Source organism: Pseudomonas sp. 2835 (assembly GCF_050435905.1).
Taxonomy (GTDB): Bacteria; Pseudomonadota; Gammaproteobacteria; order Pseudomonadales; family Pseudomonadaceae; genus Aquipseudomonas.
This window is the reverse complement of sequence record NZ_JBNDLE010000010.1, coordinates 41,698-64,233: the sequence shown is the minus strand read 5'-3', so window position 1 is coordinate 64,233 and position 22,536 is coordinate 41,698. Positions and strand designations below refer to the sequence as shown.

The following is a 22,536-nucleotide window of genomic DNA, read 5'->3' as shown; positions in this document are numbered from 1 at the left end:
CGATTCACCCCTTGAAGGCAATTTCGCGACGTTGCTCGCCCTCGACCAGCTCAAAGCGATAGTGGCGCCCGGCCTGTTTCTCGAATGCACGGACCTTGCCCGGCAACACATGGTGCTTGGTCGCCGGAGCGCAGTCCTTGTTGTCGGCGGCGCAGTCATTGAAATGATCGAGGACGATGGTGGTGTTGCCCCGGTTGGGGATCAGGAAGCGCCCGGCCTCATGCTCGACCGCGGCCTGGTAGTGGCTTGCCTGAGGCCGCACAAACAGGATCGAACCGTAGCCGGCAAGGATGTTGACCCCGACCTTGAGGGCATTTTCATAGCGCTCGGCTTCATCTTCGGTCACGGCAAAACCGTCATTGGCCTCCGGCAACACCGGGATGAAACGCAGCCTGAAGTAGCGTTCGTGGTCACGCTCACCGCGATACAGCAGGCGCACTGCCTGCATACCGCTGGCGGGGATGATCAGCCGCGCCGGGCTCACCACCAGGCCACGCTGCAACGCCTCGCGGCCATCCATCTCGACCTCGTGCGCCTCTCCCTGCTGGTCATAAATCAGCTCGACAACACTGACCTTGACGAAGGCGGTGGTATCGCCAGCATTGCGCACCCGCTTGAGCAGCGTGCTCTTGTCGCCATCCAGGTAATCGTAGAACGTACCGATGTTGAGTTCGGGCCCTGCAAAGGTGGTTGTGCTCATCAGCACCAGCAGGGGTACTACTGCCAGCATTCCCTTCATAACTTTAGCTCCCAGCAAACTGGCTAATTAATATCATTCTCGGGCACTCAACCTAGGTGAGCAACCCACACGACCCGTAGGAAACTTCCTTAACCGGCAGTGAAATTTCCATTGGATACGCCAGCGGCGGCCTAAAGCGCAGCATCCACCACCAGCGTCACATTCCCTTGAAAGGTATCGCCCGGGTAGACCAGCATCGACGCGGTATCGGCCTGGTTCACTTCGAACAGCAGCCGCGCCTGGCGGTCGATCGTGTTCTCTACGGTGTCGATGGTCAGCGCGGCCGGCGCGCCGACCGGCAACGCCAGGTTGCTTACCGGCGCTCCGAGGTGCGTCATGCTGGCCGGCAGGGTCAGGGCGACTTTCAACGGAACCTGATGCCCGCCGCGCCCGCGAATGCCACAGCGTCCGCCCATGTCGTATTCGCAGCGGGTGTGCACGCGGATCGCATTGTTGGTCGAGATTTGGAACGGCAGGACCCGGTACAGGCGTTGGGGCGGTGCGCCACGATTGATCCAGCCCGTCCAGCCGCCTGGTGGTTCAAGCACCGCGCGGTCGGAGCCAGCTGGAAACTCGATTTTCAAAGGATGTTTTACGGTGAATGCAAAATTGAGGGTCAGCACGTTGGTGCTTACACTGGTAAAACGATTACCCAGATCGAAATCCGCCCCATTGCCACCGACGCTCAATTGCAACTGCGCCCGGTAGACACCGTTCTTTAGCGTAAGGGGTGACGGCAGTTGCAGCTCAAAACCCAGCCCCTGAACTGTGCTGTCGACATTTACCACGGTGCCGGGAGTGCCGCTTCGGGCATTCATATAGCAGCCTCCAGGCACGTGCGCCATCAGCCGCCCCAGGTACTGGCTAGCGACTCGATCTTCAATTTGAGCCACATTTTCGCACGCGCCGCTGGAAGGCCCCCCGATCAAAACCGTAAGACCCGGCGTGATTCTCAGACCGATATGCGTCGGTCGAAACGGGGTCGAGAAGGTGTCTCCGTGCTCATTGACCAGATTGATAGTTCTGGCCGGCGGTAGATCGATGTAATAGCTGTCGCGCACACTTGGCGACCGGTGGATGAATGCAGTAGAGAAGCTTAACGGCACATTTACCGTGTATCGATACTGACTCCCGGCGCAAGACACCAGCCCCGAACAGAAAGCCGGCCGCGGCGAGGTAACTATAAAATCTCTTTGCGTGCTACCTGCATGACTGGGTATGTACTCGGCAGTGAAGTCCACCACGCTTGCCTGAACAGCATCTGTGAATACCCCCAAATACAAAGTCACTACTGCGGCGAAAAGTGTCCTGAACGGCGCACACCGAGGTTTTTCCAGCCATCGCATCACGCATCCTCCTTCATGTGTTTCAACTCGGCCCGGGCCACGTTGGCACCGGCGCAGGTCAGGTCGCCGACCAGCAGGACGTCGTTCTCACGGGTGTACTTGCCTTGATCGAAACTGACCAGGCACAAGGCTTCGGCGCCCCGGCGAATTTCCAGGGTGGGTGTCGACTCGCTCATTTCGATGGCGAAGAAACCGTCCGCTTCACTGACACTGCGGCTGGCGTGGTTGATCACCATCGCCCCCCTGAGCGGCTGGCCTTTGGCATCGACCAGTCGACCAATCACCGTGAGGGTCTGCATCACGCGAATCTGGTGATAGTCGACCCCGCCGCGGTTGAGGTGGTACTCCACCGTAGCGGGCTGGATGACCGCGGCATGGGCGTCCGTGCCTTCGAAATCGAAGTGCACCTGGCCGGCCTTGTAGGCACTGACCGGAATCACATTGCGCCCCGGGCGCAGCACGGCGCTGTGGCCGTGATGGTCATCGGCGCGCATGCGCAGCCCTTGCAGGTCGGAATCGACATCGACGATCAGCCCTGCCTCCTGGGGCTGGTATTGCCCGGACATCGCCACTTTGCCGGCACCAATCGCCAGCACGCTGTCGAGGTTCAAGCCGGCGGTCAGCTCGCCGTTGTAGGAGGAGCGCTGGGCATAGGCATCGCCATGCAGCAACGGGCTCTCGAACAAGGCGTTGCCGCCAAACCCGGTACCGTAGCGGTCCAGCGAAACGGTACCGGCCAGGCTCTGCAAGGCACCGTAGTCGACGTCCTGCTGATAAGTCAGCGAGGCGTTCTGGTCACGTCCGCCGTCGCGCGAGGTGCGGCTGCCGAGGGCCGCTGAAATCCTGCGTCCCGGCCCGCCGAGGCTCATGCTCATGCTCAAGGTCACGCCGCGGTTGCGGGCGTCGCCGGAGCTGCTGCTACCTGGCCGGTCAAACAACGATAGACGCCAGTTGGTATCGGAGTTCAGCAGCTTGCCGAAGTACCCCCAGCCGACATCGAAGCCCATGCCATCAGCGCCTGTGCCGCTGCTGTGCGACACGCGCAATGTCGCGGTGCTTTGCCGGTCGACCCGGTGGTTGAGCGACAACGCACTCTGGCGCACCTCGCGAACGTCGAACTGGCGATAGGCGGCGGGCTGTTGATCGTCGAAGCGCCGGCTGTCCAGCCAGGAGCGGCTCTGACTGAACACCAGCGAGCCCGAGGCATAGTTATAGATGCCTTGCAGGTCGTAGCCGTTGCCGTGGTCTTCGGTGTGGAAAACACTGCCATACAGTTTGAGCGGATCGAGTACATCCCAGTCCAGCGAACCGCCGAACTGCATGAGTTCGTCGATGCGTTGGGCCGACAGCCCGAGCACCGCCCGCGGGTGCACCAGGTAATTGCTGAACACACCGGCAGTCAGGCTGTTGTCATACTCCTTGTCCCAATTGCTCCACAGGCTGCTCTGTTGCCCGACATACACGTTGTAGCGCCAGGGGGACTGGGCGTTGCTCCAGTTGCTCGGTTTGTAGATGAAGGCTTCGCTGCGCGAAGTTTCCTGGTTGTCTTCAATCAGGCGGATCTCTACCTCATAGATGCCGCCGGGCAGCACCCGGGTGTCCAGCGCCTGCAGGCCGGCCTGCACTGCCTGGCTGTTGATCAGCACGCCGTCACGGTAGATTTCGGCGACGCCGGCGCGGTTTGGCGTGACATAGACCGGGGTGGTACTGGCCTGACCGTTGTTGACTGCCAGGCTGTCGCTGCTGCCAAGCATCAGTCCACGGGTGGTGTCGGGCAGGTTGCCAAGCAAGCGCGGCTGGCGGGTTAGGCCTTGGGCGCCCGGGGTGAAATAACCCAGGCGAAAGAAGTGCTGGTCGTGCAAACGTTCGGCGTAGAGCTGGTCCACGCGGTGCCGGGTTTGCTCGGCATAGTCGCTGTTGCGGTCGAACCGCGCCTCGCCAACGGTGGTCCAGTTGCCGAAGCTGCCCTGCCCTTGCACGGCATAACGGCCGGTGGTTTCCAGGTCGCCACCGACCAGGTTCAACTGGTTGCGCAGCAGCAAGCCGTGGCTGCCACGTTCGGGCAATTGATGATAAAGCGACGGTTGATCGCTGCGTTCCGCTGCCGAGGTCAGGATCGACAGCTGCGAATTGACCAGGCTGTAGTGCAAGGCCAGCAGTCCCAGCGGACAACTGGACAGGCAGTTGCCCAGCGGCCTGGGCTCCTGCAACTGTTCGCGCCAGCGTGAGCGCTCGGTGTCGGCGGCGTTGCTCTCGAAGGTGTCGGTAAAGTCGAGCAGGTGCACGCGCTCATCGCGCGACAGCACCACCAGGGCATCGCCCAGGTAACGCCCATCGAGGTCGACGCGAACCGCCAGGGGCACATCGAAGAAGTGCTCGCTGAATTCTTGCGGCAAGCCTTGCGCCTGACTCAGCACCCCCAAGGGTCCGGGCTGCCCCTGGGCATTGGCCCAGGCACAGGCTGAACCCGAGAGCACAAGACACCCCAGGGCCAGTCGGATGGATGCAGCAAGAGACAAGTAGTTGGCCATGTCCATTTTTTCACAGGCAATACTCACCCCGCACCCGCTCAAGCGAGCGAGTAACAGGGTGAATAGATGGGGATGGAAAAGCGCTTGGCGGACGAATTACGGCGTGACAGTCTCGAACAGCATGCTGACGATGCCCTGGTAGTTGCCTGGCACGTAGCCGCCAGCACCAGCCGACTGGGCGGCAATGTCGAAAGCGACCCGGGTGCCGGCCGCTGCTGCAGCTGCCGGTACCACCGGAGCCGAGGTGGTGGTCAGGCCGTTACCGTTGACCGACACGTCCAGGCCGATGCTGTTGGCACCGCTGTTGATCACCGCAGGGCTGAGCAGACGGGCAGAAATCGCCCCGGTGGTGCTCTTGACCTGCAGTTGCTTGCTGATCGGTTCAAGCGATTCGCGAATGGTGTTCCACGACATGGTCTGCGGATCGTTCATCCAGTTGCCGACCGGCTCGACGTAGAAGTTCTCGGTCGGGATAGTGGCGGTTACGATGACTTGTTTCTCCAGGGCCTCGGCGGCAAAGACATTACCAACAGCCAGCAAGGCGAGAGGCAGGGCCAGAAAAGTGCGCTTCATAAGAAAATCTCCTCGAATAGACCTGTGAAATCGTCACAGGTGACGTGCCGGCGGCGATTGCCGCACCGCGCAAGGCGGTTGGCGAGGAGGATTATTTGGCAAATATCCAACGCAAAAAGTCGGATCACTCCCAGCAAGATTGGGAAATTTCCCAAAGAAAGTCAGTGTTTAATCGCCCATAAAAAAACGCCCCGTCAGGGGCGTTTTCTGTGCATCAAGCGGCCACGCGGATCAATGCACCGGCAGCTCGACACCTTCGAACAACTCTTCAAGCTCCTGCTTGTTATGGCAGGCGATCGCCTTGGCCATCACTTCGCGAGTCAGGTGCGGGGCGAACTTCTCGATGAAGTCGCACATGAAGCCACGCAGGAAGGTGCCACGGCGGAAACCGATCTTGGTCACGCTGGACTCGAACAGCTCGCTGGCATCAAGCACCACCAGGTCATTATCGAGCTTGGTGTCGACCGCCATCTTGGCCACGATACCCACGCCCAGGCCCAGGCGCACGTAGGTCTTGATCACGTCGGCGTCGGCAGCAGTGAACACCACCTTCGGGGTCAGGCCGCGGTGGCTGAAGGCTTCGTCGAGCTTGGAGCGGCCGGTGAAGCCGAACACGTAAGTGACGATCGGGTATTCGGCCAGGGCTTCCAGAGTCAGCTTTGGCAGTTTGGTCAGCGGGTGGCCCTGGGGCACTACCACGCAGCGGTTCCAGCGATAGCACGGCATCATCACCAGGTCGCCGAACAGTTCCAGGGCTTCGGTGGCAATGGCGAAATCGACGGTGCCATCAGCGGCCATCTCGGCAATCTGCATGGGCGAGCCCTGGTGCATGTGCAGGGCCACTTCCGGGTACTGCTTGATGAAGCTGCTGATCACCGGTGGCAGGGCATAACGCGCCTGGGTGTGGGTGGTGGCGATCGACAGGGTGCCCTTCTTCTCGTTGGAGAATTCCTGGGCGATCTGCTTGATGCTTTCGACCTTGCGCAGGATCTCGCCGGCGGTGGTGATGATGCGCTCACCGGCCGGGGTCACGCGGGTCAGGTGCTTGCCGCTGCGGGCGAACACTTCGACGCCAAGCTCGTCCTCGAGCAGGCGGATCTGCTTACTGATGCCCGGCTGGGAGGTGTACAGGCTCTGCGCTGTCGCGGAGACGTTGAGGTCGTGGTGCGCCACTTCCCAGATGTAGCGCAATTGTTGAAGCTTCATAGGTATCCCTCAAATCAGCTGGGGCGTCACCGGCAGCAGCGACGATTTATAACTATATTAGTGGTTTGAAGAATAAATCTAGAACTATTTTAGCAGTCTTCCAGGAACCTACCTACGTCGCGTAGTTAAGACTTCCTACGCCCCAAGTGTTGCGCAAGCGGCACCATGTACACCGGCACGGGCGACAGCTGCAGCAAGCGCACCGCCGTGCGGCCGATCGGAATGTCGACGCCAGCGCCCTGGCTGTGGCTGCCGAAGATCAGCAGGTCGACACTCAGGCGCTGGGCCTGCTCGAGAATCACCTGCGCCGGGTCGCCCTGGCGCACGCGCACGGCCTTGATCAGGGCCAGGTCGGCCTCCTCGCCTAATTCGTCACGAAAGTTTTCCAGGACCCGCTGTTCGATGTTGGCCATCACCGTGGTGACGCCTTCGCTGTGCAGCTCATCGAGGGTCTGCTCGTCCAGGTAGCTTTGTAGCAGTGATTCGGCGAACTGACCCATGGGTTCGACCGCATGAATGACGTAGAGCTCTGCGTTGAAGGTCCGCGCCAGCGCCAGCGCGTGTTGCATGACAAAAGGCGCGTACACACCGAGGTCAGTGGCATACAGCATGGAACGGATCATTCGACCTCCTCGACTGCCACGACGGCAGAGCAAGCTTCAGCTTAGCAGCGCCAAGATCAGCCGCAGGGCCGTCCGGCGCCGAGGTTTGCCGGTCAGTCCAGGGCCGGTTCGTTGCTGATCCCATGAGGCACATGGCCAGTGGCGACGACGTTGCGGGCCCGTTCGCAATGGCCGGCCTGATCATCGAAAAACACATCGGCGGCGAAGGCTTCGAGGAACGCCGATTTGTCCAGGCCGCCAAGAAACAGCGACTCGTCCAGGCGAATATCCCACTCACGCAAGGTGCGGATCACCCGCTCGTGGGCCGGCGCCGAACGGGCGGTGACCAGCGCCGTGCGGATCGGACAGGCGCCTTCGGGGAACTCCTTTTGCAAAAGGTTCAGCGCGGCCAGAAACGGCTTGAACGGCCCGCCTCGCAACGGCTCGCGCGCCGATTGACGCTCGCTGGCCTGAAAAGCTTCGAGGCCGCCGAGCTGATAAACCCGCTCGGACTCATCGGAGAACAGCACCGCGTCGCCGTCAAAAGCGATGCGCAACTCATCACTGGCCGCACGCTGGGCGCCACCGGAGAGAATGGTGGCTGCGGCAAAGCCCGCTTCCAGGGCGCTGCGTACGTCATCGGCATCGGTGGACAGGAACAGGTGACAACCAAACGCCGCCAGATACGGATAAGGACTACGACCACCGACGAAGGCGGCGCGATAAATGCCCAGGCCGTGATGCTCGATCGAGTTGAACACCCGCAGGCCGGTGTCGGCGCTGTTGCGCGACACCAGCACCACCTCGACCCGCGCCTGGCCAAGATGGGCGTTCAGGCCCAGGAGCTTTTGCACCAGCGGGAAGGCGTCACCGGGTTCGAGCACTTCGTCTTCGTGTTCGATCTGGTACTGGCGGTAGGCTTCAACGCCTTCAGCCAGGTACAGGCGGTGGCTCTCGCTGAGGTCGAACAGCGCCCGTGAGGAGATGGCCACGACCAGTTTGTCGCCGAGGTTCTTGCTCATGTGCTGTTCCTTTTGCGCTGTTCTAGGGGGTCTCATCGCGGGGCAAGCCCGCTACTACAGGGGCGATGCTGTTTTGCCGGTCAATAAAAGCCAAGGCCTGATACAACACCTGCATCTTCGGCAACTCACAACCCGCCGCCCGTGCCTGAGCCAACGGCTCGGCATAAATCGCCGCCAGCTCCAGTGGCCGCTGCTGGACAAAATCGTGGTACATGCTCGGCCAGTAGTCGGGCATCTTCTGCGTCACCGCAAACAGGTGTTCGGCATAGCCTTGCGGCAACTCATGGCCACAGGCACGTGCGCCCTGCACCACCTCGGCCATCAGCGCCTGGATCAATGCGCGGCTGTCGGCATCGGCCATCAGTGGCGTGGTGCTGGCCTTGAGCAGCACTGACAAACCATTGTAGGGCACATTCCACACCAGCTTCTGCCAGCGCGCCTGGGCCAGGTTACTCATGGCCTGGGAGTCTATGCCGGCGCCATGGAACAACGCTGCCCCGGCTTCGACAATCTGCTGGCGGCTGTCTTCATCCGCCGCCGGGCCGCTGTGGTAACCCAGGTTCACCGCCCCCAGCGACTGATGGCGAATCACCCCCGGCGCTTCGCGGTTGACACAGATAAAGCACAAACCGCCAAGCAGGTGCAGGTTGGCCGGCAGCAACGGCCGTAGCTGCTCTTCGACGCCCAGGCCGTTCTGCAACAGCACTACCTTGGCATCCGGCGCCGCCACCTTGACGATCAAGGGCGCGAGTTCGGCATTGCTGGTGGTCTTGGCGCCGACCAGCAACCAGTCGCAGGGCGGCATGTCGGCGGCATCGGCATAAGCCGCAACCTTCATCTGCACCGCGCCATGCACGGCGCTGTCGAGGCGCAAACCATTGTGCTGAACGGCGTCGAACTCGCTGCGCAAGAGGAAGTGCACCTCGAACCCGGCGCGCGCCAGCATCAGGCCATAAAAGCCGCCAATGGCGCCGGTTCCGATCACGCCGATACGCGGGCTGCTCGTGTTCATCCTGCTCTCCTCAACCGTTCATTTTTTGTCCAAATTTTTTACACGTAAATCAACCGCTTTACCAACCTTCACTATACTGAGGCGAACAAGGTCAAAAAATCGACACGGAGTCGAGCATGCGTGGCTTCCTGCTGCACCCGGACGATGTTCCGGTGGAACTGACCCTGCGTCAGTCGCCCAAACTGTTCCGCCAACGGCTGCACACTATCAGCCTGGGCGGAATCGCCTGCAACCACCCGCGAGCCTACCGACGCGGCATGGCGGTGGAAATGCTCATCCCCTCCCTTGGCGCCGAGGCGCGCTACCCCGGTTACGTGGCCTGGTGCCAGAAACACCAGGACGGCTATCGGGTGGGTATTGCCTTCATTGACGAACAGGCGCTGTTTGGCGCACGCATGGGTGAACAGGTGTGCCAGATCCAGCACTTCTGCCAGGCCCAGGAGCAAGCCGCAAACCCCGATACGGATGTCGAAGCCCTCGCCCAGCAATGGGTCAGCCTGCACGCCGGTGAGTTCTCCGAGGCCAGCCTTGAGGCAAGCCATACCCGGCAAATCCTCCTTCCGGGGTAAAAACCCCGTGGCTGTGGGCTTTTCCTTGCAGGAAAGCCGACCTTGCCCATTGTCGAGCCACGGTGTAACGCGCTAAGGTTCGGCTCCCCGCTGCGTACAATTTTCGCTGCTCCGCCGCACGGGGATCGCTGGCGGCCGGCACCCGTGACCTGACGAGTAACACGATGGCTGATTTACCGATCGATGACCTAAACGTTGCCTCCAACGAGACCTTGATCACCCCCGATCAGCTCAAGAAGGAAATCCCTCTCAGCGCTACTGCCCTGCAGACCGTGACTGCCGGTCGCGAAGTGGTGCGCAATATCCTCGACGGCAAGGACCACCGCCTGTTCGTGGTGATCGGCCCCTGCTCGATCCACGACATCAAGGCTGCCCACGAATATGCCGAGCGCCTCAAGGTGCTGGCAGCAGAGGTGTCCGACACCCTGTACCTGGTCATGCGCGTGTATTTCGAAAAGCCGCGCACCACGGTCGGCTGGAAAGGCCTGATCAACGACCCGTACCTGGACGACTCGTTCAAGATCCAGGACGGCCTGCACATCGGTCGCCAGCTGTTGCTGGACCTGGCAGAAATGGGCCTGCCGACCGCTACCGAAGCCCTCGACCCGATCTCCCCGCAGTACCTGCAGGACCTGATCAGCTGGTCGGCCATTGGCGCACGTACCACCGAATCCCAGACCCACCGCGAAATGGCCTCGGGCCTGTCCTCGGCGGTCGGCTTCAAGAATGGCACCGACGGCGGCCTGACCGTCGCCATCAACGCCCTGCAGTCGGTGTCCAGCCCGCACCGTTTCCTCGGTATCAACCAGGAAGGCGGCGTCTCCATCGTCACCACCAAGGGCAACGCCTACGGCCACGTGGTACTGCGTGGCGGCAACGGCAAGCCCAACTATGACTCGGTCAGCGTCGCCCTGTGCGAACAGGCCCTGGCCAAGGCCAGGATCAAGCCGAACATCATGGTCGACTGCAGCCACGCCAACTCCAACAAGGACCCGGCCCTGCAGCCACTGGTAATGGAGAACGTTGCCAACCAGATCCTCGAAGGCAACCAGTCGATCATCGGCCTGATGGTCGAGAGCCACCTGAACTGGGGCTGCCAGGCAATCCCGAAAGACCTCAACGACCTGCAGTACGGTGTCTCGATCACCGACGCCTGCATCGACTGGGCGTCCACCGAGAAAACCCTGCGCAGCATGCACGCCAAGCTCAAGGACGTCCTGCCCAAACGCCAGCGCGGCTGACAGGCAGATACAAAAACGCCGGGCAATTGCCCGGCGTTTTTGTCTGGTGCGTTGAACAGCAGCGCTGATGGCTACCCTTCGTGATCTTCAGGCCTTGTTGGTGGCGTGCTTTTGCTGACGTTCCATGTAGCGCTCGACGTAGGAGCACGACGGGATCACGGTATAGCCCATGTCTTCGGCGTACTTGAGTGCCTGTTCGGTGAGTGCCGCAGCGATACCCCGACCGCGCAACGCGTTCGGCACGAACGTGCGGTAGATATCCAGGGTCTGCTTACCCAGGTCCATGTAGGTCAGGTAAGCACGATGACCGTCCACATTGGTCTCGAACTGATGACCAGCCTGGTCATGGTGGATGGACAACGCCTCGCTCATCACTACTCCTCGCGGGTCTTGTGCTCTGACCCCTACCTTACCGATGTTTGTCCGGCGAAGGAACCTCTACGCCACCCCGTGCCCCATTGGACAGCGAGAAGAGCATGGCTGTTCTCTGGCAAATGAGCACCTACAAATAGTAGGCGCCCCCTGCCCGAATGCTCAAGGTGGCTGGTCGCAAATTTCATCCACTTGTGCAAGCGGACACGGCGGCGAGCATCGGCCTGAACAGTTGCCGGATGTTGTAGTGCTATGACGAAGGATGACACTTTAAGTCACTTTTAGTTCAACAAAATACACACTTGCTACACTTGTTAGCACCCGCGCACGCGGCGCCTTCACAGTTTTTCTACATAAGGCTGTGGCGGACCCGGGACAGGCGCATTTTTTTGCAGTTCTTGCGCTCTGTCAGTTTACTTACTACAAGTAATGGGTACTATGTACGCCGGCCAGTTTCTCTTTCTTGAGAGATGGCTATTTAATAGAAAGTCCTTGAAGGGGAACACGATGAACAACGTTCTGAAATTTTCTGCTCTGGCTCTGGCCGCAGTCCTGGCTACCGGTTGCAGCAGCGTATCCAAAGAAACCGAAGCTCGTCTGACCGCTACCGAAGACGCAGCTGCTCGTGCACAAGCTCGTGCCGATGAAGCCTATCGCAAAGCTGACGACGCTCTGGCTGCTGCTCAAAAAGCACAACAGACCGCTGACGAAGCTAACGAGCGCGCTCTGCGTATGCTGGACAAAGCCAGCCGCAAGTAATAGTCCTTCGGGATTGTTATTGGAAGCCGACCCACTTGTGGGTCGGCTTTTTTATTGCCGCAAGGAAAGTACAACGCCAGAAACGACGAGGCCTGCACGTTGGCAGGCCTCGGCTACAGCAGGAATGGCTTACTGCATGTCGTAAGGCACGCTGGAAACCATTGGCGCCGGATTGCCATTGCCATTGGGCACGGCGATCTCGACCGGCATGCCGTCTTCGGCGGCGACCACGTCACGGACCATGTCCCAGTTCATGCGCAGGTTATTGGCCAGGTCTTCACGCTTGAGCAGCGCGTTGATGACCGCGGTGTGCTTGTCGACCACCGACGGGTCGCCCTTGTCGTCCAGCGGCGTGTGCGCCTCGAGGTAGACCTTGCCAGCACTGATGCCGAACTTGTACGGCTCGTTGATGATGCGTACCGGCACACCGACCGGAGCCATCTTGGCCAGCTCCAGCACGTTGTTGTTGAACATGCGGAAGCAGCCGTGGCTGGTGCGCATGCCGATGCCGAACTTTTTGTTCGAACCGTGGATCAGGTAGCCCGGCACCCCGAGGGTGAACTTGAACGGCCCCAGCGGGTTGTCCGGGCCGGCCGGCACCACGGTTGGCAGGATGTCGCCGTCTTCGGCGTGTTCCTTGCGGATCGAGGCTGGCGGGGTCCAGGTCGGGTTCGGGGTCTTGGCGGTGACCCTGGTGTTGGCGATCGGCGAGCCCCAGCCTTCACGGCCAATGCCCAGCGGGTAGGTATGCACCACGTTCTGCCCTTTCGGGTAGTAGTACATGCGGTACTCGGCGAGGTTGATGACGATGCCTTCGCGCGGGCCTGGCGGCAGGATGAAGCGGGTCGGCAGGATGATCTCGGTGCCGGCGCCCGGCAGCCATGGGTCGACGCCCGGGTTGGCAGCGATCATTTCCAGGTAGCCAAGGTCGTTGGCGGTGCCGATGTCGGCAAAGGTGTCTTCGTACTTGGCCTTGATCACCTGGACCTGGCCGATGACGTCTTCACCGGGAGGCGGCAGGGGGAACTCCAGCGCAGCAGCGGGACCTGCCGCCAGCAGGGCGGCCAGGGACAGGCAACGGGTGACGGCGGGAAAGCGCGGCAACATCCGGGAAATCCTTCGCTAATTCAATTGAGTCAAGCAGTCGATTGTACACCGCCCCCCGCGCAATCGGGAGATGTCCCGGGCGCAGTTGGCCGTGCAGGGGATGAAAGGTTATATCAGCGCGTTACAGCTCGGGCCACACCGGCCGCGTGCCACGGCGCTGGGCATCGAGGATCGCCCGGCACAGCGAGCACAGGCGACGGTCACGGTAAATGCTGCGCTCGGCCTGCGACCAGCGCGGTTGCGCCGGCAACAGGGTGCCGCAGAGGGTGCGGTCGGCCGAGCCACCGAGCTCGAGCTGGCGGGCTACCAGGTGGACGCGGATCTCCTGGCAGGCGAACAGGTCAAGCTGTTCGTCAGGCTCGATCAATTGATAGGCATACAGGGACCAGGCGGGACGCGGCATCGGGGGCTCCAAATCGGGGGCGCAACATTAGCCGAAAGCCGGTCACTATAAAAGCGTCAAAGCAGCGGTTTTAGTTGCGGCCAGGCATTTTCCAGCAACCTGGCCTGGGCGCCCTGCCCCGGATGAATGCCATCGGCCTGCATCAGCTCCGGCACACCGCCCACCCCTTCGAGGAAAAACGGCACCAGCGGCACCTTTTTTTCCGTCGCCAGGTTTTCATACACCTGGGCAAAAGCCTCGGTATAACGCTTGCCGTAGTTGGGCGGCAGGCGCATGCCCAGCAGCAGTACCTTGGCGCCGGCAGCCCGCGAGCGGTCGATCATCGAGGCAAGATTTTGTTGCAATTGCGTTGGCAGTTGCCCGCGCAGGCCGTCGTTGCCGCCCAACTCGAGCACCACCAACTCCGGCTTGTGCTCTGCAAGCAGCGCCGGCAGCCGCGCCTGGCCGCCGGCACTGGTATCGCCACTGATCGAGGCATTGATCACTTTGGCGTCAAAACCCTCGCTTTTCAGGCGTTGCTCCAGCAAGGCAACCCAGCCTTGACGGGTATCCAGGCCGAAAGCGGCACTGATACTATCGCCGACAATCAGCACGGTCCCCGCCGCTGCGCCCTGGGCCATGCACATCAAGGCCAGGCCAGCACTCAATAACCACACTCGCATCGGATTCTCCATGGGCCCCAGCATTCTCAGTGCGCGCAACCTTAGCAAAGTGGTCCCCAGCGCGGAAGGCGACCTGACCATCCTGCACGAACTCTCGCTGGAATTGAAACAGGGCGACAGCCTGGCCATCGTCGGCGCCTCGGGCTCGGGCAAATCGACCCTGCTCGGCCTGCTGGCCGGCCTCGACCTGCCTAGCGCAGGCTCCGTGACCCTGGCCGGCCATGACCTCGGCCCGCTGGATGAAGACCAGCGCGCGCGGGTGCGGGCCGAGCATGTCGGCTTCGTGTTCCAGTCGTTCCAGTTGCTCGACAGCCTCAACGCCCTGGAAAACGTCATGCTGCCGCTGGAGCTGGACGGTCGCCGCGATGCCCGCGAGCACGCCCGCAGCCTGCTCGAACGGGTGGGCCTGGGCCAGCGCCTGAGCCACTCGCCGCGCCAGCTGTCCGGTGGCGAGCAGCAACGGGTGGCCATCGCCCGTGCCTTTGCCGCCGAGCCTGCGGTGCTGTTTGCCGACGAGCCGACCGGCAACCTCGACAGCCACACCGGCGAGCGCATCAGCGACCTGTTGTTCGAACTGAACAAGGAACGCGGCACCACCCTGGTACTGGTCACCCATGACGAACGCCTGGCCCAGCGCTGCCGTCGCCTGATCCGCCTGGACGCCGGCCACCTGGTCGCGCCGCTGGAGCCCTGATGAAACGCCTGCCGTTGTTCCCCCTGGCCCTGCGCCAGTTGCTGCGCGACGCCCGCGCCGGCGAGTTGCGCGTGCTGTTCTTTGCCTTGCTGGTAGCCGTGGCGGCCAGCACCGCGATCGGCTACTTCGGCGCCCGCCTCAATGGCGCCATGCTGCTGCGCGCCACCGAATTCCTTGGCGCCGACCTGGTACTGCAAGGCAGCTCGCCGGCCGCCCCCGAGCAGGTCAGCCGCGGCACCGCCCTGGGCCTGCAACATGCCCAGGTGGTCGAGTTCTCCAGCGTGATCGCCACCGACAACGGCATTCAGCTGTCGAGCATCAAGGCAGCCAGCGACAGCTATCCGCTGCGCGGCGATCTGCGCAGCGCCGCCGAGCCCTATGGTGCCGAAACCGCTGGTGGCGGCCCGGCACCGGGCGAGGCCTGGGTCGAGCCACGGCTGCTGGCAGCGCTGGAGCTGAAAATCGGCGACAGCATCGATGTCGGCATGAAAACCCTGCGCATGAGCCGGGTGCTGACCTACGAGCCCGACCGCGCCGGCAACTTCTATAGCCTGACCCCACGGGTACTGATCAACCTTGCCGACCTTGAGGCCACCGGGGTGGTGCAGCCCGGTAGCCGGGTCAGCTATCGCGAACTCTGGCGCGGCGAGCCCGAGGCCCTGGCCAGCTACCGTGATGCGGTGAGTAAAAGCCTCGCCGCCAACCAGCGCCTGCAAGACTCGCGCGATGGCAACCAGCAGATCGGTGGCGCCCTGGGCAAGGCCGAGCGCTACCTGAACATGGCAAGCCTGGTGGCGGTGCTGCTCGCTGGTGTCGCCGTGGCCCTGTCGGCCAGCCGCTTTGCCACCCGGCGTTTCGATGCCAGCGCCCTGCTGCGTTGCCTGGGCTTGTCGCGACGCCAGGCGCTGAGTTTGTTCTGCCTGCAACTGGCAATTCTCGGCAGTATCGCCGCGCTGTGTGGCGCGGCGCTCGGCTGGCTGGCACAGCTGGGCCTGTTCCAGTTGCTGCAGGGGTTGATGCCGGCGCAGATCCCACCTGGCGGCATCGGCCCGGCCCTGGCCGGGATTGCCACCGGCCTGGTGGCCCTGGCCGGTTTCGCCCTGCCGCCGCTGGCCGCCCTGGGCCGGGTGCCACCGCTACGGGTACTGCGCCGCGACCTGCTGCCGGTACCGGCCAGCAGCTGGCTGGTGTATGGCGCCGCACTGTTCGCCCTGGGGCTGATCATGTGGCGGCTGAGCCTTGACCTGCTGCTGACCTTCGCCCTGCTCGGCGGTGGCCTGGTCGCCGCCTTGCTGCTGGGCGGCCTGTTGTTGCTCGGGCTGCGCAGCCTGCGCCGTCTGCTGGCCGGCAGCCCGCTGGCCTGGCGCCTGGGCCTTGGCCAGTTGCTGCGCCATCCGCTGGCGGCGGCCGGGCAATCCCTGGCTTTCGGCCTGATCCTGCTGGCCATGGCGCTGATTGCCCTGCTGCGCGCCGAACTGCTCGACAATTGGCAGAACCAGTTGCCCAAGGATGCGCCGAACTACTTTGCCCTGAACATCCTGCCGGACGACAAGAACAGCTTCGCCCAGCGCCTGAGTGAGTTTTCCGCCGAAGCCGCGCCGCTGTACCCGGTGATCCCCGGGCGCCTGACCGCAATCAACGGCGAGCCGGTGCAGCAGATCGTCAGCAAGGAATCCACCGGCGACCGCGCCGTGCAGCGCGACCTGAGCCTGACCTGGGCTGCCGACCTGCCCCAGGGCAACACCCTGAGCGAAGGCCAGTGGTGGCAGGCCCAACCGCAGGCCGATGCCCTGCCCGGCGTATCGGTGGAAGCCGAACTGGCCCTGAGCCTCAAGCTCAAGCTCGGTGACACGCTGACCTTCACCATCGGCGGCCTGCAACGCCAGGTGCAGGTGAGCAGCCTGCGCACAGTCAACTGGGACAGCTTCCAGCCCAACTTCTACATGATCTTCCAGCCGCAAACCCTGCAGGACCTGCCGACCACCTACCTGACCAGTTTCTACCTGGCACCTGGGCACGACCAGCAGGTGGTGGCGCTGTCGCGGGCGTTCCCGGCGGTGACGATCCTCCAGGTCGATGCATTGCTGGCGCAACTGCGCAGCATCCTCGCCCAGGTCACCCTGGCGGTGGAGTACGTGCTGTTGTTCGTGCTGGCGGCAGGCCTGGCGGTGCTGTTCGCCGGCTTGCAGGCGACCCTTGACGAACGCATTCGCCAGGGCGCCCTGCTGCGCGCCCTGGGCGCCGGGCGCGGATTGCTGGTCAAAGCCCGGCGTATCGAGTTCGGTTTACTCGGAGCGGCCAGCGGCCTGCTGGCGGCGATAGGCTGCGAACTGATCACCCTGGTGTTGTACCGCTACGCCTTCGACCTGCACTGGAGCCCGCACCCGTGGCTGCTGTTGCTGCCGGTCATCGGCGCGCTGCTGGTTGGCGGCGCCGGGGTCTACGGCACGCGCCGGGCGCTCAATGCCAGCCCGCTGGCGGTGCTGCGCGAGGGCTGATCAGGGTTTGACGTAGTCGATGGCGTTGACCCACCAGCACATCTCGCCGGAAGGGGTCTGGACGATGACTTCATCGCCGACCTCTTTTTTCAGCAAGGCGCGGGCCATGGGCGAGTCGATCGAGATGTAGTCCATGCGCCCGTAGATCTCGTCGTAGCCGACGATGCGAAAGCGTTTGGTCTCGCCCTCCTCGTTCTCGATCTCGACCCAGGCGCCGAAAAACACCCGGCCTTCCTGCTCCGGCGAATACTCGACCACACGCATGTCTTCCAGGCGCTTGCGCAGGTAGCGCACGCGGCGGTCGATCTCGCGCAACAGCTTCTTGTTGTACTGGTAATCGGCGTTTTCACTGCGGTCACCCAAAGACGCCGCCCAGGTGACTTTCTGGGTGATATCGGGACGCTTTACCCGCCACAGATGGTCCAGCTCCTGCTTGAGCGCTTCGTGACCTTCCTTCGTGATGATTTGCGTACTCAACAAAAATTCTCGCTTCCAGGCTGACTGAGTGGCTTGCAGGGCCTGATCATCAACCCTGTCGAAGCGCGGCGCAACTGCACGTGACTTGTGCCTGCCGGCTCCAGTCCCAAGAATGAAACCGCAGACAACCACAACAATACGGTCTGACCCGCATGCACGCCCAACGCACCGCCTTGCACAACGAGTTGCACGCTCGCCCGTCGCTGTATTTCGATGAGCCCGCGCATGTTTTCCACCTGGCGTTTCTCGGCAGCGATGCCGACTGCAATGCCCTGCTGCAGCGTTGCTGCCCCGACGCCTTCGAGCCTGATGCCGCACAGGGCATCACCACGCTGGACGGCCATGCGTTCAAATGGGAGCGCCATTCCGAGTTCTTCACCCTGACGCTGGTGGTACCCGCCGCCAGCGGCGAGCTGCACTGGACCACCCTGCCGCCGGCCCTGGCCGCAGGTGTCGAGCCCTACCGCGAGCAGATGATCAACTCGGTGCAGGTGCTGGTGCGCGATGAACACAACCTCGACCTCAGCCGCTACGGTTTCAAGGACCCCAGCGGCTCGTGCGTGGGCGGCGGCGATGCCGTGGTGTGGAGCGATTTTCGCCTGACTGCCGATGGCACCAACCGCTTCCTGTTCATCAATCGCAGGCTCAATGCTTACCGCCAAGGGCGTATGATCCGCCGGCTGCTGGAGATCGAGACCTACCGGATGATGGCGTCATTGTCGCTGACCGCAGCCAAGGCCCTGGGCCCGCAACTGGACGCCTATGACCGCAAGCTGGTGAGCCTGTCGGAGCGCAACGTCAGCAGCGACGGCGGCAATGCCAAGGCGCTGCTGGCCGATATCGCCCAGTTGTCGCGCCAGGTGGTCGGCAGCACGGTCAAGCACCGCCACCGCTTCAGCGCCACCCAGGCCTATGCGCAACTGGTGTTCGAGCGCCTGGGCGAACTGCGCGAGAGCCATGTCGGCGATTGCCAGCGCCTGGGAGTGTTCATCGAACGACGCTTCAAGCCCACCGTGCGTTACTGCGCGGCCACCGAGCAACGCCTGGAGCATCTGGCCGAAAGCGTGGCCAACCTTGGCGACCTGCTGCAGGCGCGGGTACAGGTAGAGATGGAAGAACAGAACGCCGAGATCCTGCGCAGCCTCAACGCTCGCGCCGACACCCAGATCAAGATCCAGCGGGCTGTCGAAGGCCTGTCAATCATCGCCATCAGTTACTACCTGCTGAGCCTGTTCAAGCTGTTCTATGCCGGCCTGCACACCCTCGGCGCGCAGATTACTGCACGCGAGGCGCTGCTGGGCATGGCGCCGGCAGTGATGTTGATCATGCTGGTGATTTTGCTACGGATCAGGAAAGCCAAAGCGCATTGACCTGCAGGCCCGGGCGCTTCAAGCCCGGGTAATCAAACCCTGGCGGGCGACGCGGGTCAGGTGGCCGATGACTTCGGCAGCGTCGTCGGCGCTGGGCGACTGAATCACCGCGAGGTCGAAACGGTCGTTGGCGAACTGGCCAAGGGAGTCACGGCTGTCGGCGAACTGGATAAGGAAGGCGGTGTTGCGGCTGTTGCGACGCGGCCAGCCGTCGAGGTAGCGCAGGAGGGTTGGCTGATGGCTGCCGCCCAGAAGAATACGCGGCGTGCGCGTGCCTTGGCTGGCGGGCAACGGGGTCAGGCAAACGCTGGAACGTGGACAACTCATGGGGTTAGATCTCCGCCTCGCAAAACCCGCTGGGCTGCGGTGGGAGGCGTCACCGAACCAGCGTTTTAGCGGTATTTGGTGAAACCCCCGAAGAGGTAACCCTGCGCCCCGCAAGTAGCTGTTTAAATCGGCGCAAGTCAGCATCCTAGAGGCGCTGCGGGTGGAATGTCAATATGTGCCCTGCGCAGTCGTCGCACCCATAAAGCAAGAGCGAAGCGAATTGTGCTCTTGATCTTGATCTTGATCTGCTTTTGATCTTGATCTCCCCGGCCCCGTTAACCAGAAGGGCCGAGTGCAGGGGTTGCGAAGGGGTGAGTGCGCAGCACCTTCGGCGTTAGCCGAAGTTGCGAAACGTAGAGTTGCTTGCAACTCGTAGTTCGCAATGCCCCGTAGCGACACCGGAGCGAGGGGACCCGAAGCGCAGCGCAGGGCCCACTGGTGGGGCGAGAATTTTTGCTTACTTTTTTTTCGACTGAAAAAAGTAAGGCGCCGTAAGGGCGCAAAGGTGACTCAGCATCACCGCCCCATCCGGATCTCCCTGAACCCTAATGAGCAACAACACCCTCACTAACGTCCATTACCCTTCCCCCCTTTGGGCTCCAGCGAAGCCCTCTCCCGATCAAACGCCAGGTAATACTTGTTGACGCTGTTCACATAGCTCACCGGCCCCATGCCCACCTGCTCCATGGCAATGCGCTCGGTCTGGAAGAACCACTGATTGCCATTGAGCCCACGCCGCCGTGCCTCGGCGCGCATCGCCTGCACCCGCTCCGGCCCCAGGTTGTAGGCCGCCAGGGTGAAGGCCATGCGCTCACGCTCGTTAAGCTGGTTGCTGGAAAAGAACTTGCGCCGGATCAGCGCCATGTAACGGGCGCTGGCCTGAACATTGCCATCGACATTGGAAATATTGCTCACCCCCACCCGCTGGGCGGCGCTGGGGGTGATCTGCATCAGCCCATGGGCGCCACCTGCGCCGCGCGCGGTCGGGTCAAGGGACGACTCCTTGAAGGCCACCGCCGCCAGGTTCAGCCAGTCGATGTTCTGTGCGCTGGCATGGCGCTGCAGCACCGGGCGCAGGGCCTCCAGGCGCTTGCGGTCGCTACGCGCCAGCGGATTGTGCACCCGGTACAGGCGCCGGTAGATCCGCTCGAACGCTGCGTCCTGGTTGGCCGGTGCCTTGTAGCCCTGCAAAAAACGATCGACGCTGGCGTGCAGCATCACTGCATCCCGGCGCACGTACCAGCGCATGGCCTCGGGGCTGGCCACATGCAGCTTGCGCTCGACCCGCAGCTTGGGCATGACCTTGGCCCAACGCTCGGCAATCGGCTGTTCGACCACGGTCAGATGAAAGATCCCGGCCTGGACCATCTCCAGCACGTCTTCCACGGCCAGCGTCGGGTCAACCCACTCGACCTTGATCGGCGCGAGTTTACGCAGGGCCAGTTTCTGGTTGATCTCGTGCAGGGTGTCGCCGGCAGCGCTGGAGCTGGTCAGCGCCAGGGTGCGCCCGGACAACTGCTCGATACGCTGGAAGCTGCGCTCGCCCTTGCGCCCGACCAGCACCAGCGGCACCTTGTCGACCACCGGGTCACTGGCGCTGAGGCCACGGGTAGAAGTCGGGTCGACCAGCTCGCCAGGCGCCACCAGGTCGGCTTCACCGCGCTGCAAGGCGGCCAGCAGTTGCTCTTTGGCGCGAGGGATGATTTTCAGGCGGATTTCCTCGCCGTCGCGGGCGCGGGCATTGAGGTAATGCTCGAAAGCGCGCAAGCGGTGGTACTCGACACCCACCGGCTCGCCCTTGACTTCGCCGGAGCTGTTGCGGCTCTGGTTGACCAGCACCTTCAACACCCGGCTGCTGCGGATTTGCGCAAGGTCGCGCGCCTGGGTCTTGGGCACCGCCTGTTGCGGCCCGGCCAGGCGCGCGCTGGCCGGCCCGGCAGGCAGCAGCGAGAAGCTCAGCACGATCAACAAAAACAGCGCTCGGGTCATCCGTTGCGAGGTCCGCGCGTGTGGGGTTGGCGCCATAGTTTGCAGTCGTTCCATGACAATTGACCGCAAAAGACCACGACAACTCGTTGAAGTTCTTGGCTTTATCGATTTCGGTCGAGCTTTGTTATGCTGGCCGGCTTCCGGCCTGAGGTAGCACCATGCAACTCATCGACATCGGCGTCAATCTGACCAACCCAAGTTTTGCCGATAAACACCAGGCAGTTCTCGAGCGCGCCCTGGCCGCCGGGGTGGTACAGATGATGGTCACCGGCACCAGCCTTGAGGGCAGCGAACAGGCCCTGGAGCTGTGCCAGCGGCTCGATGAAAGCGCCCAGCACCTGTTCAGCACCGCCGGCGTCCACCCCCATGACGCCAGCAGCTGGAGCAGCGCCAGCAGCCGCCAGTTGCGGGCCTTGCTTGAGCAGCCGCGGGTGCAGGCCGTAGGTGAATGCGGGCTGGATTTCAACCGCGATTTCTCGCCACGCCCACAGCAGGAAAAAGCCCTGGAAGAACAACTGGCCCTGGCGGTGGAGCTGCAGATGCCGGTGTTCCTCCACGAGCGCGATGCCAGCGAACGCCTGTTGTCTATCCTCAAGGACTTTCGCGACCGCCTGCCGGCAGCGGTGGTGCACTGCTTTACCGGCGAGCGCGCGGCGTTGTTCGGCTACCTGGACCTGGACCTGCACATCGGCATCACCGGCTGGATCTGCGACGAGCGCCGTGGCACCCACCTGCACCCGCTGGTCAGCAGCATCCCCCAGGGTCGCCTGATGCTCGAAAGCGACGCCCCCTACCTGCTGCCGCGCAGCCTGCGGCCCAAACCGAAAAGCGGGCGCAACGAACCGGCGTTCCTCACCGAGGTGCTGCGTGAAGTGGCCCTGCACCGTGGCGAAAGCGCCGAGCAACTGGCCGCCCACAGCACCGCCACCGCCCGCGCCTTCTTTAACCTGCCCGCGATTATTTGACGCATATCAAAACGTCTTGATGATCGAGTCGGCACAATGATGGCACCTTGCCAACAATGTTTCCGCTCAATC

At 62.7% G+C, this 22,536-nt stretch carries 22 protein-coding genes; 7 read left to right on the top strand and 15 right to left on the bottom strand.

Features of this window, described 5'->3' with window-relative positions:
• Nucleotides 1-4: 4 nt before the first annotated feature.
• From ABIE20_RS16410 to ABIE20_RS16375, 8 genes are all read right to left on the bottom strand, one after another.
• Nucleotides 5-739, bottom strand: a complete 735-nt coding sequence (locus ABIE20_RS16410; protein WP_429505947.1) for a molecular chaperone — start codon at nt 737-739, stop codon at nt 5-7.
• A gap of 131 nt (nt 740-870) precedes the next feature.
• Entirely contained in the window at nt 871-1,800 is a 930-nt protein-coding gene (locus ABIE20_RS16405; protein WP_429505945.1) for a hypothetical protein, read from the bottom strand.
• 284 nt (nt 1,801-2,084) lie between these two features.
• Nucleotides 2,085-4,616 (bottom strand): CS1-pili formation C-terminal domain-containing protein, encoded by a 2,532-nt coding sequence (locus tag ABIE20_RS16400; protein WP_429506053.1) that lies wholly within the window; start codon nt 4,614-4,616, stop codon nt 2,085-2,087.
• A gap of 96 nt (nt 4,617-4,712) precedes the next feature.
• Nucleotides 4,713-5,189: a CS1 type fimbrial major subunit gene (locus ABIE20_RS16395; RefSeq protein WP_429505943.1), complete on the bottom strand. Its 477-nt coding sequence runs from the start codon at nt 5,187-5,189 to the stop codon at nt 4,713-4,715.
• Between the two features lie 231 nt (nt 5,190-5,420).
• Nucleotides 5,421-6,395 (bottom strand): HTH-type transcriptional regulator CysB, encoded by a 975-nt coding sequence (gene cysB, locus ABIE20_RS16390; protein WP_010222540.1) that lies wholly within the window; start codon nt 6,393-6,395, stop codon nt 5,421-5,423.
• Nucleotides 6,396-6,520: 125 nt separating this feature from the next.
• Nucleotides 6,521-7,018 (bottom strand): universal stress protein, encoded by a 498-nt coding sequence (locus ABIE20_RS16385; protein WP_045194744.1) that lies wholly within the window; start codon nt 7,016-7,018, stop codon nt 6,521-6,523.
• Between the two features lie 92 nt (nt 7,019-7,110).
• Nucleotides 7,111-8,019, bottom strand: coding sequence for a 5'-nucleotidase (locus tag ABIE20_RS16380; protein WP_429505941.1), 909 nt, complete (start codon nt 8,017-8,019; stop codon nt 7,111-7,113).
• A 22-nt stretch (nt 8,020-8,041) separates the two neighbouring features.
• Entirely contained in the window at nt 8,042-9,031 is a 990-nt protein-coding gene (locus ABIE20_RS16375) for a putative 2-dehydropantoate 2-reductase (protein ID WP_429505939.1), read from the bottom strand.
• 116 nt (nt 9,032-9,147) lie between these two features.
• Here ABIE20_RS16375 and ABIE20_RS16370 point away from each other — a divergent pair, with 116 nt between their 5' ends.
• Together ABIE20_RS16370 and ABIE20_RS16365 are read left to right on the top strand one after the other, a co-directional pair.
• Complete coding sequence (locus ABIE20_RS16370; protein ID WP_429505937.1) at nt 9,148-9,600, top strand: PilZ domain-containing protein; 453 nt, start codon at nt 9,148-9,150, stop codon at nt 9,598-9,600.
• Between the two features lie 164 nt (nt 9,601-9,764).
• Nucleotides 9,765-10,841 (top strand): 3-deoxy-7-phosphoheptulonate synthase, encoded by a 1,077-nt coding sequence (locus ABIE20_RS16365; RefSeq protein ID WP_045194753.1) that lies wholly within the window; start codon nt 9,765-9,767, stop codon nt 10,839-10,841.
• 87 nt (nt 10,842-10,928) lie between these two features.
• Here the strand turns inward: ABIE20_RS16365 and ABIE20_RS16360 are convergent, their stop codons facing one another.
• Nucleotides 10,929-11,213 carry a GNAT family N-acetyltransferase gene (locus tag ABIE20_RS16360; RefSeq protein WP_010222546.1) on the bottom strand — a complete coding sequence of 95 codons (285 nt, stop codon included), beginning with the start codon at nt 11,211-11,213 and terminating at the stop codon, nt 10,929-10,931.
• A 507-nt stretch (nt 11,214-11,720) separates the two neighbouring features.
• On the opposite strand from ABIE20_RS16360, the gene oprI reads away from it, so the two are divergent.
• Nucleotides 11,721-11,972, top strand: coding sequence for an outer membrane lipoprotei OprI (gene oprI, locus ABIE20_RS16355; protein ID WP_003259780.1), 252 nt, complete (start codon nt 11,721-11,723; stop codon nt 11,970-11,972).
• Nucleotides 11,973-12,101: 129 nt separating this feature from the next.
• On the opposite strand, the gene ABIE20_RS16350 is transcribed toward oprI, so the two are convergent.
• The 3 genes from ABIE20_RS16350 to ABIE20_RS16340 form a co-directional block, all read right to left on the bottom strand.
• Nucleotides 12,102-13,079, bottom strand: a complete 978-nt coding sequence (locus ABIE20_RS16350; protein ID WP_429505935.1) for a L,D-transpeptidase family protein — start codon at nt 13,077-13,079, stop codon at nt 12,102-12,104.
• Between the two features lie 121 nt (nt 13,080-13,200).
• The gene (locus ABIE20_RS16345) at nt 13,201-13,482 is read right to left on the bottom strand and encodes a hypothetical protein (protein ID WP_010222548.1); all 282 of its coding nucleotides are present in this window, start codon (nt 13,480-13,482) and stop codon (nt 13,201-13,203) included.
• A gap of 56 nt (nt 13,483-13,538) precedes the next feature.
• On the bottom strand, nt 13,539-14,144 hold the full coding sequence (locus ABIE20_RS16340; protein WP_429505933.1) for an arylesterase: 606 nt from the start codon (nt 14,142-14,144) through the stop codon (nt 13,539-13,541).
• 10 nt (nt 14,145-14,154) lie between these two features.
• Between ABIE20_RS16340 and ABIE20_RS16335 the strand changes: the two genes are divergently transcribed.
• Nucleotides 14,155-14,838 carry an ABC transporter ATP-binding protein gene (locus ABIE20_RS16335; RefSeq protein ID WP_045194762.1) on the top strand — a complete coding sequence of 228 codons (684 nt, stop codon included), beginning with the start codon at nt 14,155-14,157 and terminating at the stop codon, nt 14,836-14,838.
• Nucleotides 14,838-17,336 (top strand): ABC transporter permease, encoded by a 2,499-nt coding sequence (locus ABIE20_RS16330; protein ID WP_429505931.1) that lies wholly within the window; start codon nt 14,838-14,840, stop codon nt 17,334-17,336. Before ABIE20_RS16335 ends, ABIE20_RS16330 begins: the two co-directional genes overlap by 1 nt.
• Here ABIE20_RS16330 and greB read toward each other — a convergent pair whose 3' ends face one another.
• Complete coding sequence (gene greB / locus ABIE20_RS16325) at nt 17,337-17,813, bottom strand: transcription elongation factor GreB (RefSeq protein ID WP_010222552.1); 477 nt, start codon at nt 17,811-17,813, stop codon at nt 17,337-17,339.
• Nucleotides 17,814-17,965: 152 nt separating this feature from the next.
• On the opposite strand from greB, the gene ABIE20_RS16320 reads away from it, so the two are divergent.
• Entirely contained in the window at nt 17,966-19,183 is a 1,218-nt protein-coding gene (locus ABIE20_RS16320; protein WP_429505928.1) for a DUF3422 domain-containing protein, read from the top strand.
• Nucleotides 19,184-19,201: 18 nt separating this feature from the next.
• Here ABIE20_RS16320 and ABIE20_RS16315 read toward each other — a convergent pair whose 3' ends face one another.
• Together ABIE20_RS16315 and ABIE20_RS16310 are read right to left on the bottom strand one after the other, a co-directional pair.
• Nucleotides 19,202-19,510, bottom strand: a complete 309-nt coding sequence (locus ABIE20_RS16315; RefSeq protein WP_045194777.1) for a hypothetical protein — start codon at nt 19,508-19,510, stop codon at nt 19,202-19,204.
• A 567-nt stretch (nt 19,511-20,077) separates the two neighbouring features.
• Nucleotides 20,078-21,499 carry a transglycosylase SLT domain-containing protein gene (locus ABIE20_RS16310; protein WP_429506052.1) on the bottom strand — a complete coding sequence of 474 codons (1,422 nt, stop codon included), beginning with the start codon at nt 21,497-21,499 and terminating at the stop codon, nt 20,078-20,080.
• Between the two features lie 158 nt (nt 21,500-21,657).
• Between ABIE20_RS16310 and ABIE20_RS16305 the strand changes: the two genes are divergently transcribed.
• Complete coding sequence (locus tag ABIE20_RS16305) at nt 21,658-22,464, top strand: TatD family hydrolase (RefSeq protein WP_429505927.1); 807 nt, start codon at nt 21,658-21,660, stop codon at nt 22,462-22,464.
• Nucleotides 22,465-22,536: the final 72 nt, after the last annotated feature.

Excerpts from the sequence above, each read along its gene's own strand:
- ABIE20_RS16410 (WP_429505947.1), bottom strand. The coding sequence starts at position 739 with ATGAAGGGAATGCTGGCAGTAGTACCCCTGCTGGTGCTGATGAGCACA.
- ABIE20_RS16400 (WP_429506053.1), bottom strand. The coding sequence starts at position 4,616 with ATGGCCAACTACTTGTCTCTTGCTGCATCCATCCGACTGGCCCTGGGG.
- ABIE20_RS16395 (WP_429505943.1), bottom strand. The coding sequence starts at position 5,189 with ATGAAGCGCACTTTTCTGGCCCTGCCTCTCGCCTTGCTGGCTGTTGGT.
- cysB (WP_010222540.1), bottom strand. The coding sequence starts at position 6,395 with ATGAAGCTTCAACAATTGCGCTACATCTGGGAAGTGGCGCACCACGAC.
- ABIE20_RS16385 (WP_045194744.1), bottom strand. The coding sequence starts at position 7,018 with ATGATCCGTTCCATGCTGTATGCCACTGACCTCGGTGTGTACGCGCCT.
- ABIE20_RS16380 (WP_429505941.1), bottom strand. The coding sequence starts at position 8,019 with ATGAGCAAGAACCTCGGCGACAAACTGGTCGTGGCCATCTCCTCACGG.
- ABIE20_RS16375 (WP_429505939.1), bottom strand. The coding sequence starts at position 9,031 with ATGAACACGAGCAGCCCGCGTATCGGCGTGATCGGAACCGGCGCCATT.
- ABIE20_RS16370 (WP_429505937.1), top strand. The coding sequence starts at position 9,148 with ATGCGTGGCTTCCTGCTGCACCCGGACGATGTTCCGGTGGAACTGACC.
- ABIE20_RS16365 (WP_045194753.1), top strand. The coding sequence starts at position 9,765 with ATGGCTGATTTACCGATCGATGACCTAAACGTTGCCTCCAACGAGACC.
- ABIE20_RS16360 (WP_010222546.1), bottom strand. The coding sequence starts at position 11,213 with ATGAGCGAGGCGTTGTCCATCCACCATGACCAGGCTGGTCATCAGTTC.
- oprI (WP_003259780.1), top strand. The coding sequence starts at position 11,721 with ATGAACAACGTTCTGAAATTTTCTGCTCTGGCTCTGGCCGCAGTCCTG.
- ABIE20_RS16350 (WP_429505935.1), bottom strand. The coding sequence starts at position 13,079 with ATGTTGCCGCGCTTTCCCGCCGTCACCCGTTGCCTGTCCCTGGCCGCC.
- ABIE20_RS16345 (WP_010222548.1), bottom strand. The coding sequence starts at position 13,482 with ATGCCGCGTCCCGCCTGGTCCCTGTATGCCTATCAATTGATCGAGCCT.
- ABIE20_RS16340 (WP_429505933.1), bottom strand. The coding sequence starts at position 14,144 with ATGCGAGTGTGGTTATTGAGTGCTGGCCTGGCCTTGATGTGCATGGCC.
- ABIE20_RS16335 (WP_045194762.1), top strand. The coding sequence starts at position 14,155 with ATGGGCCCCAGCATTCTCAGTGCGCGCAACCTTAGCAAAGTGGTCCCC.
- ABIE20_RS16330 (WP_429505931.1), top strand. The coding sequence starts at position 14,838 with ATGAAACGCCTGCCGTTGTTCCCCCTGGCCCTGCGCCAGTTGCTGCGC.
- ABIE20_RS16320 (WP_429505928.1), top strand. The coding sequence starts at position 17,966 with ATGCACGCCCAACGCACCGCCTTGCACAACGAGTTGCACGCTCGCCCG.
- ABIE20_RS16315 (WP_045194777.1), bottom strand. The coding sequence starts at position 19,510 with ATGAGTTGTCCACGTTCCAGCGTTTGCCTGACCCCGTTGCCCGCCAGC.
- ABIE20_RS16310 (WP_429506052.1), bottom strand. The coding sequence starts at position 21,499 with ATGACCCGAGCGCTGTTTTTGTTGATCGTGCTGAGCTTCTCGCTGCTG.
- ABIE20_RS16305 (WP_429505927.1), top strand. The coding sequence starts at position 21,658 with ATGCAACTCATCGACATCGGCGTCAATCTGACCAACCCAAGTTTTGCC.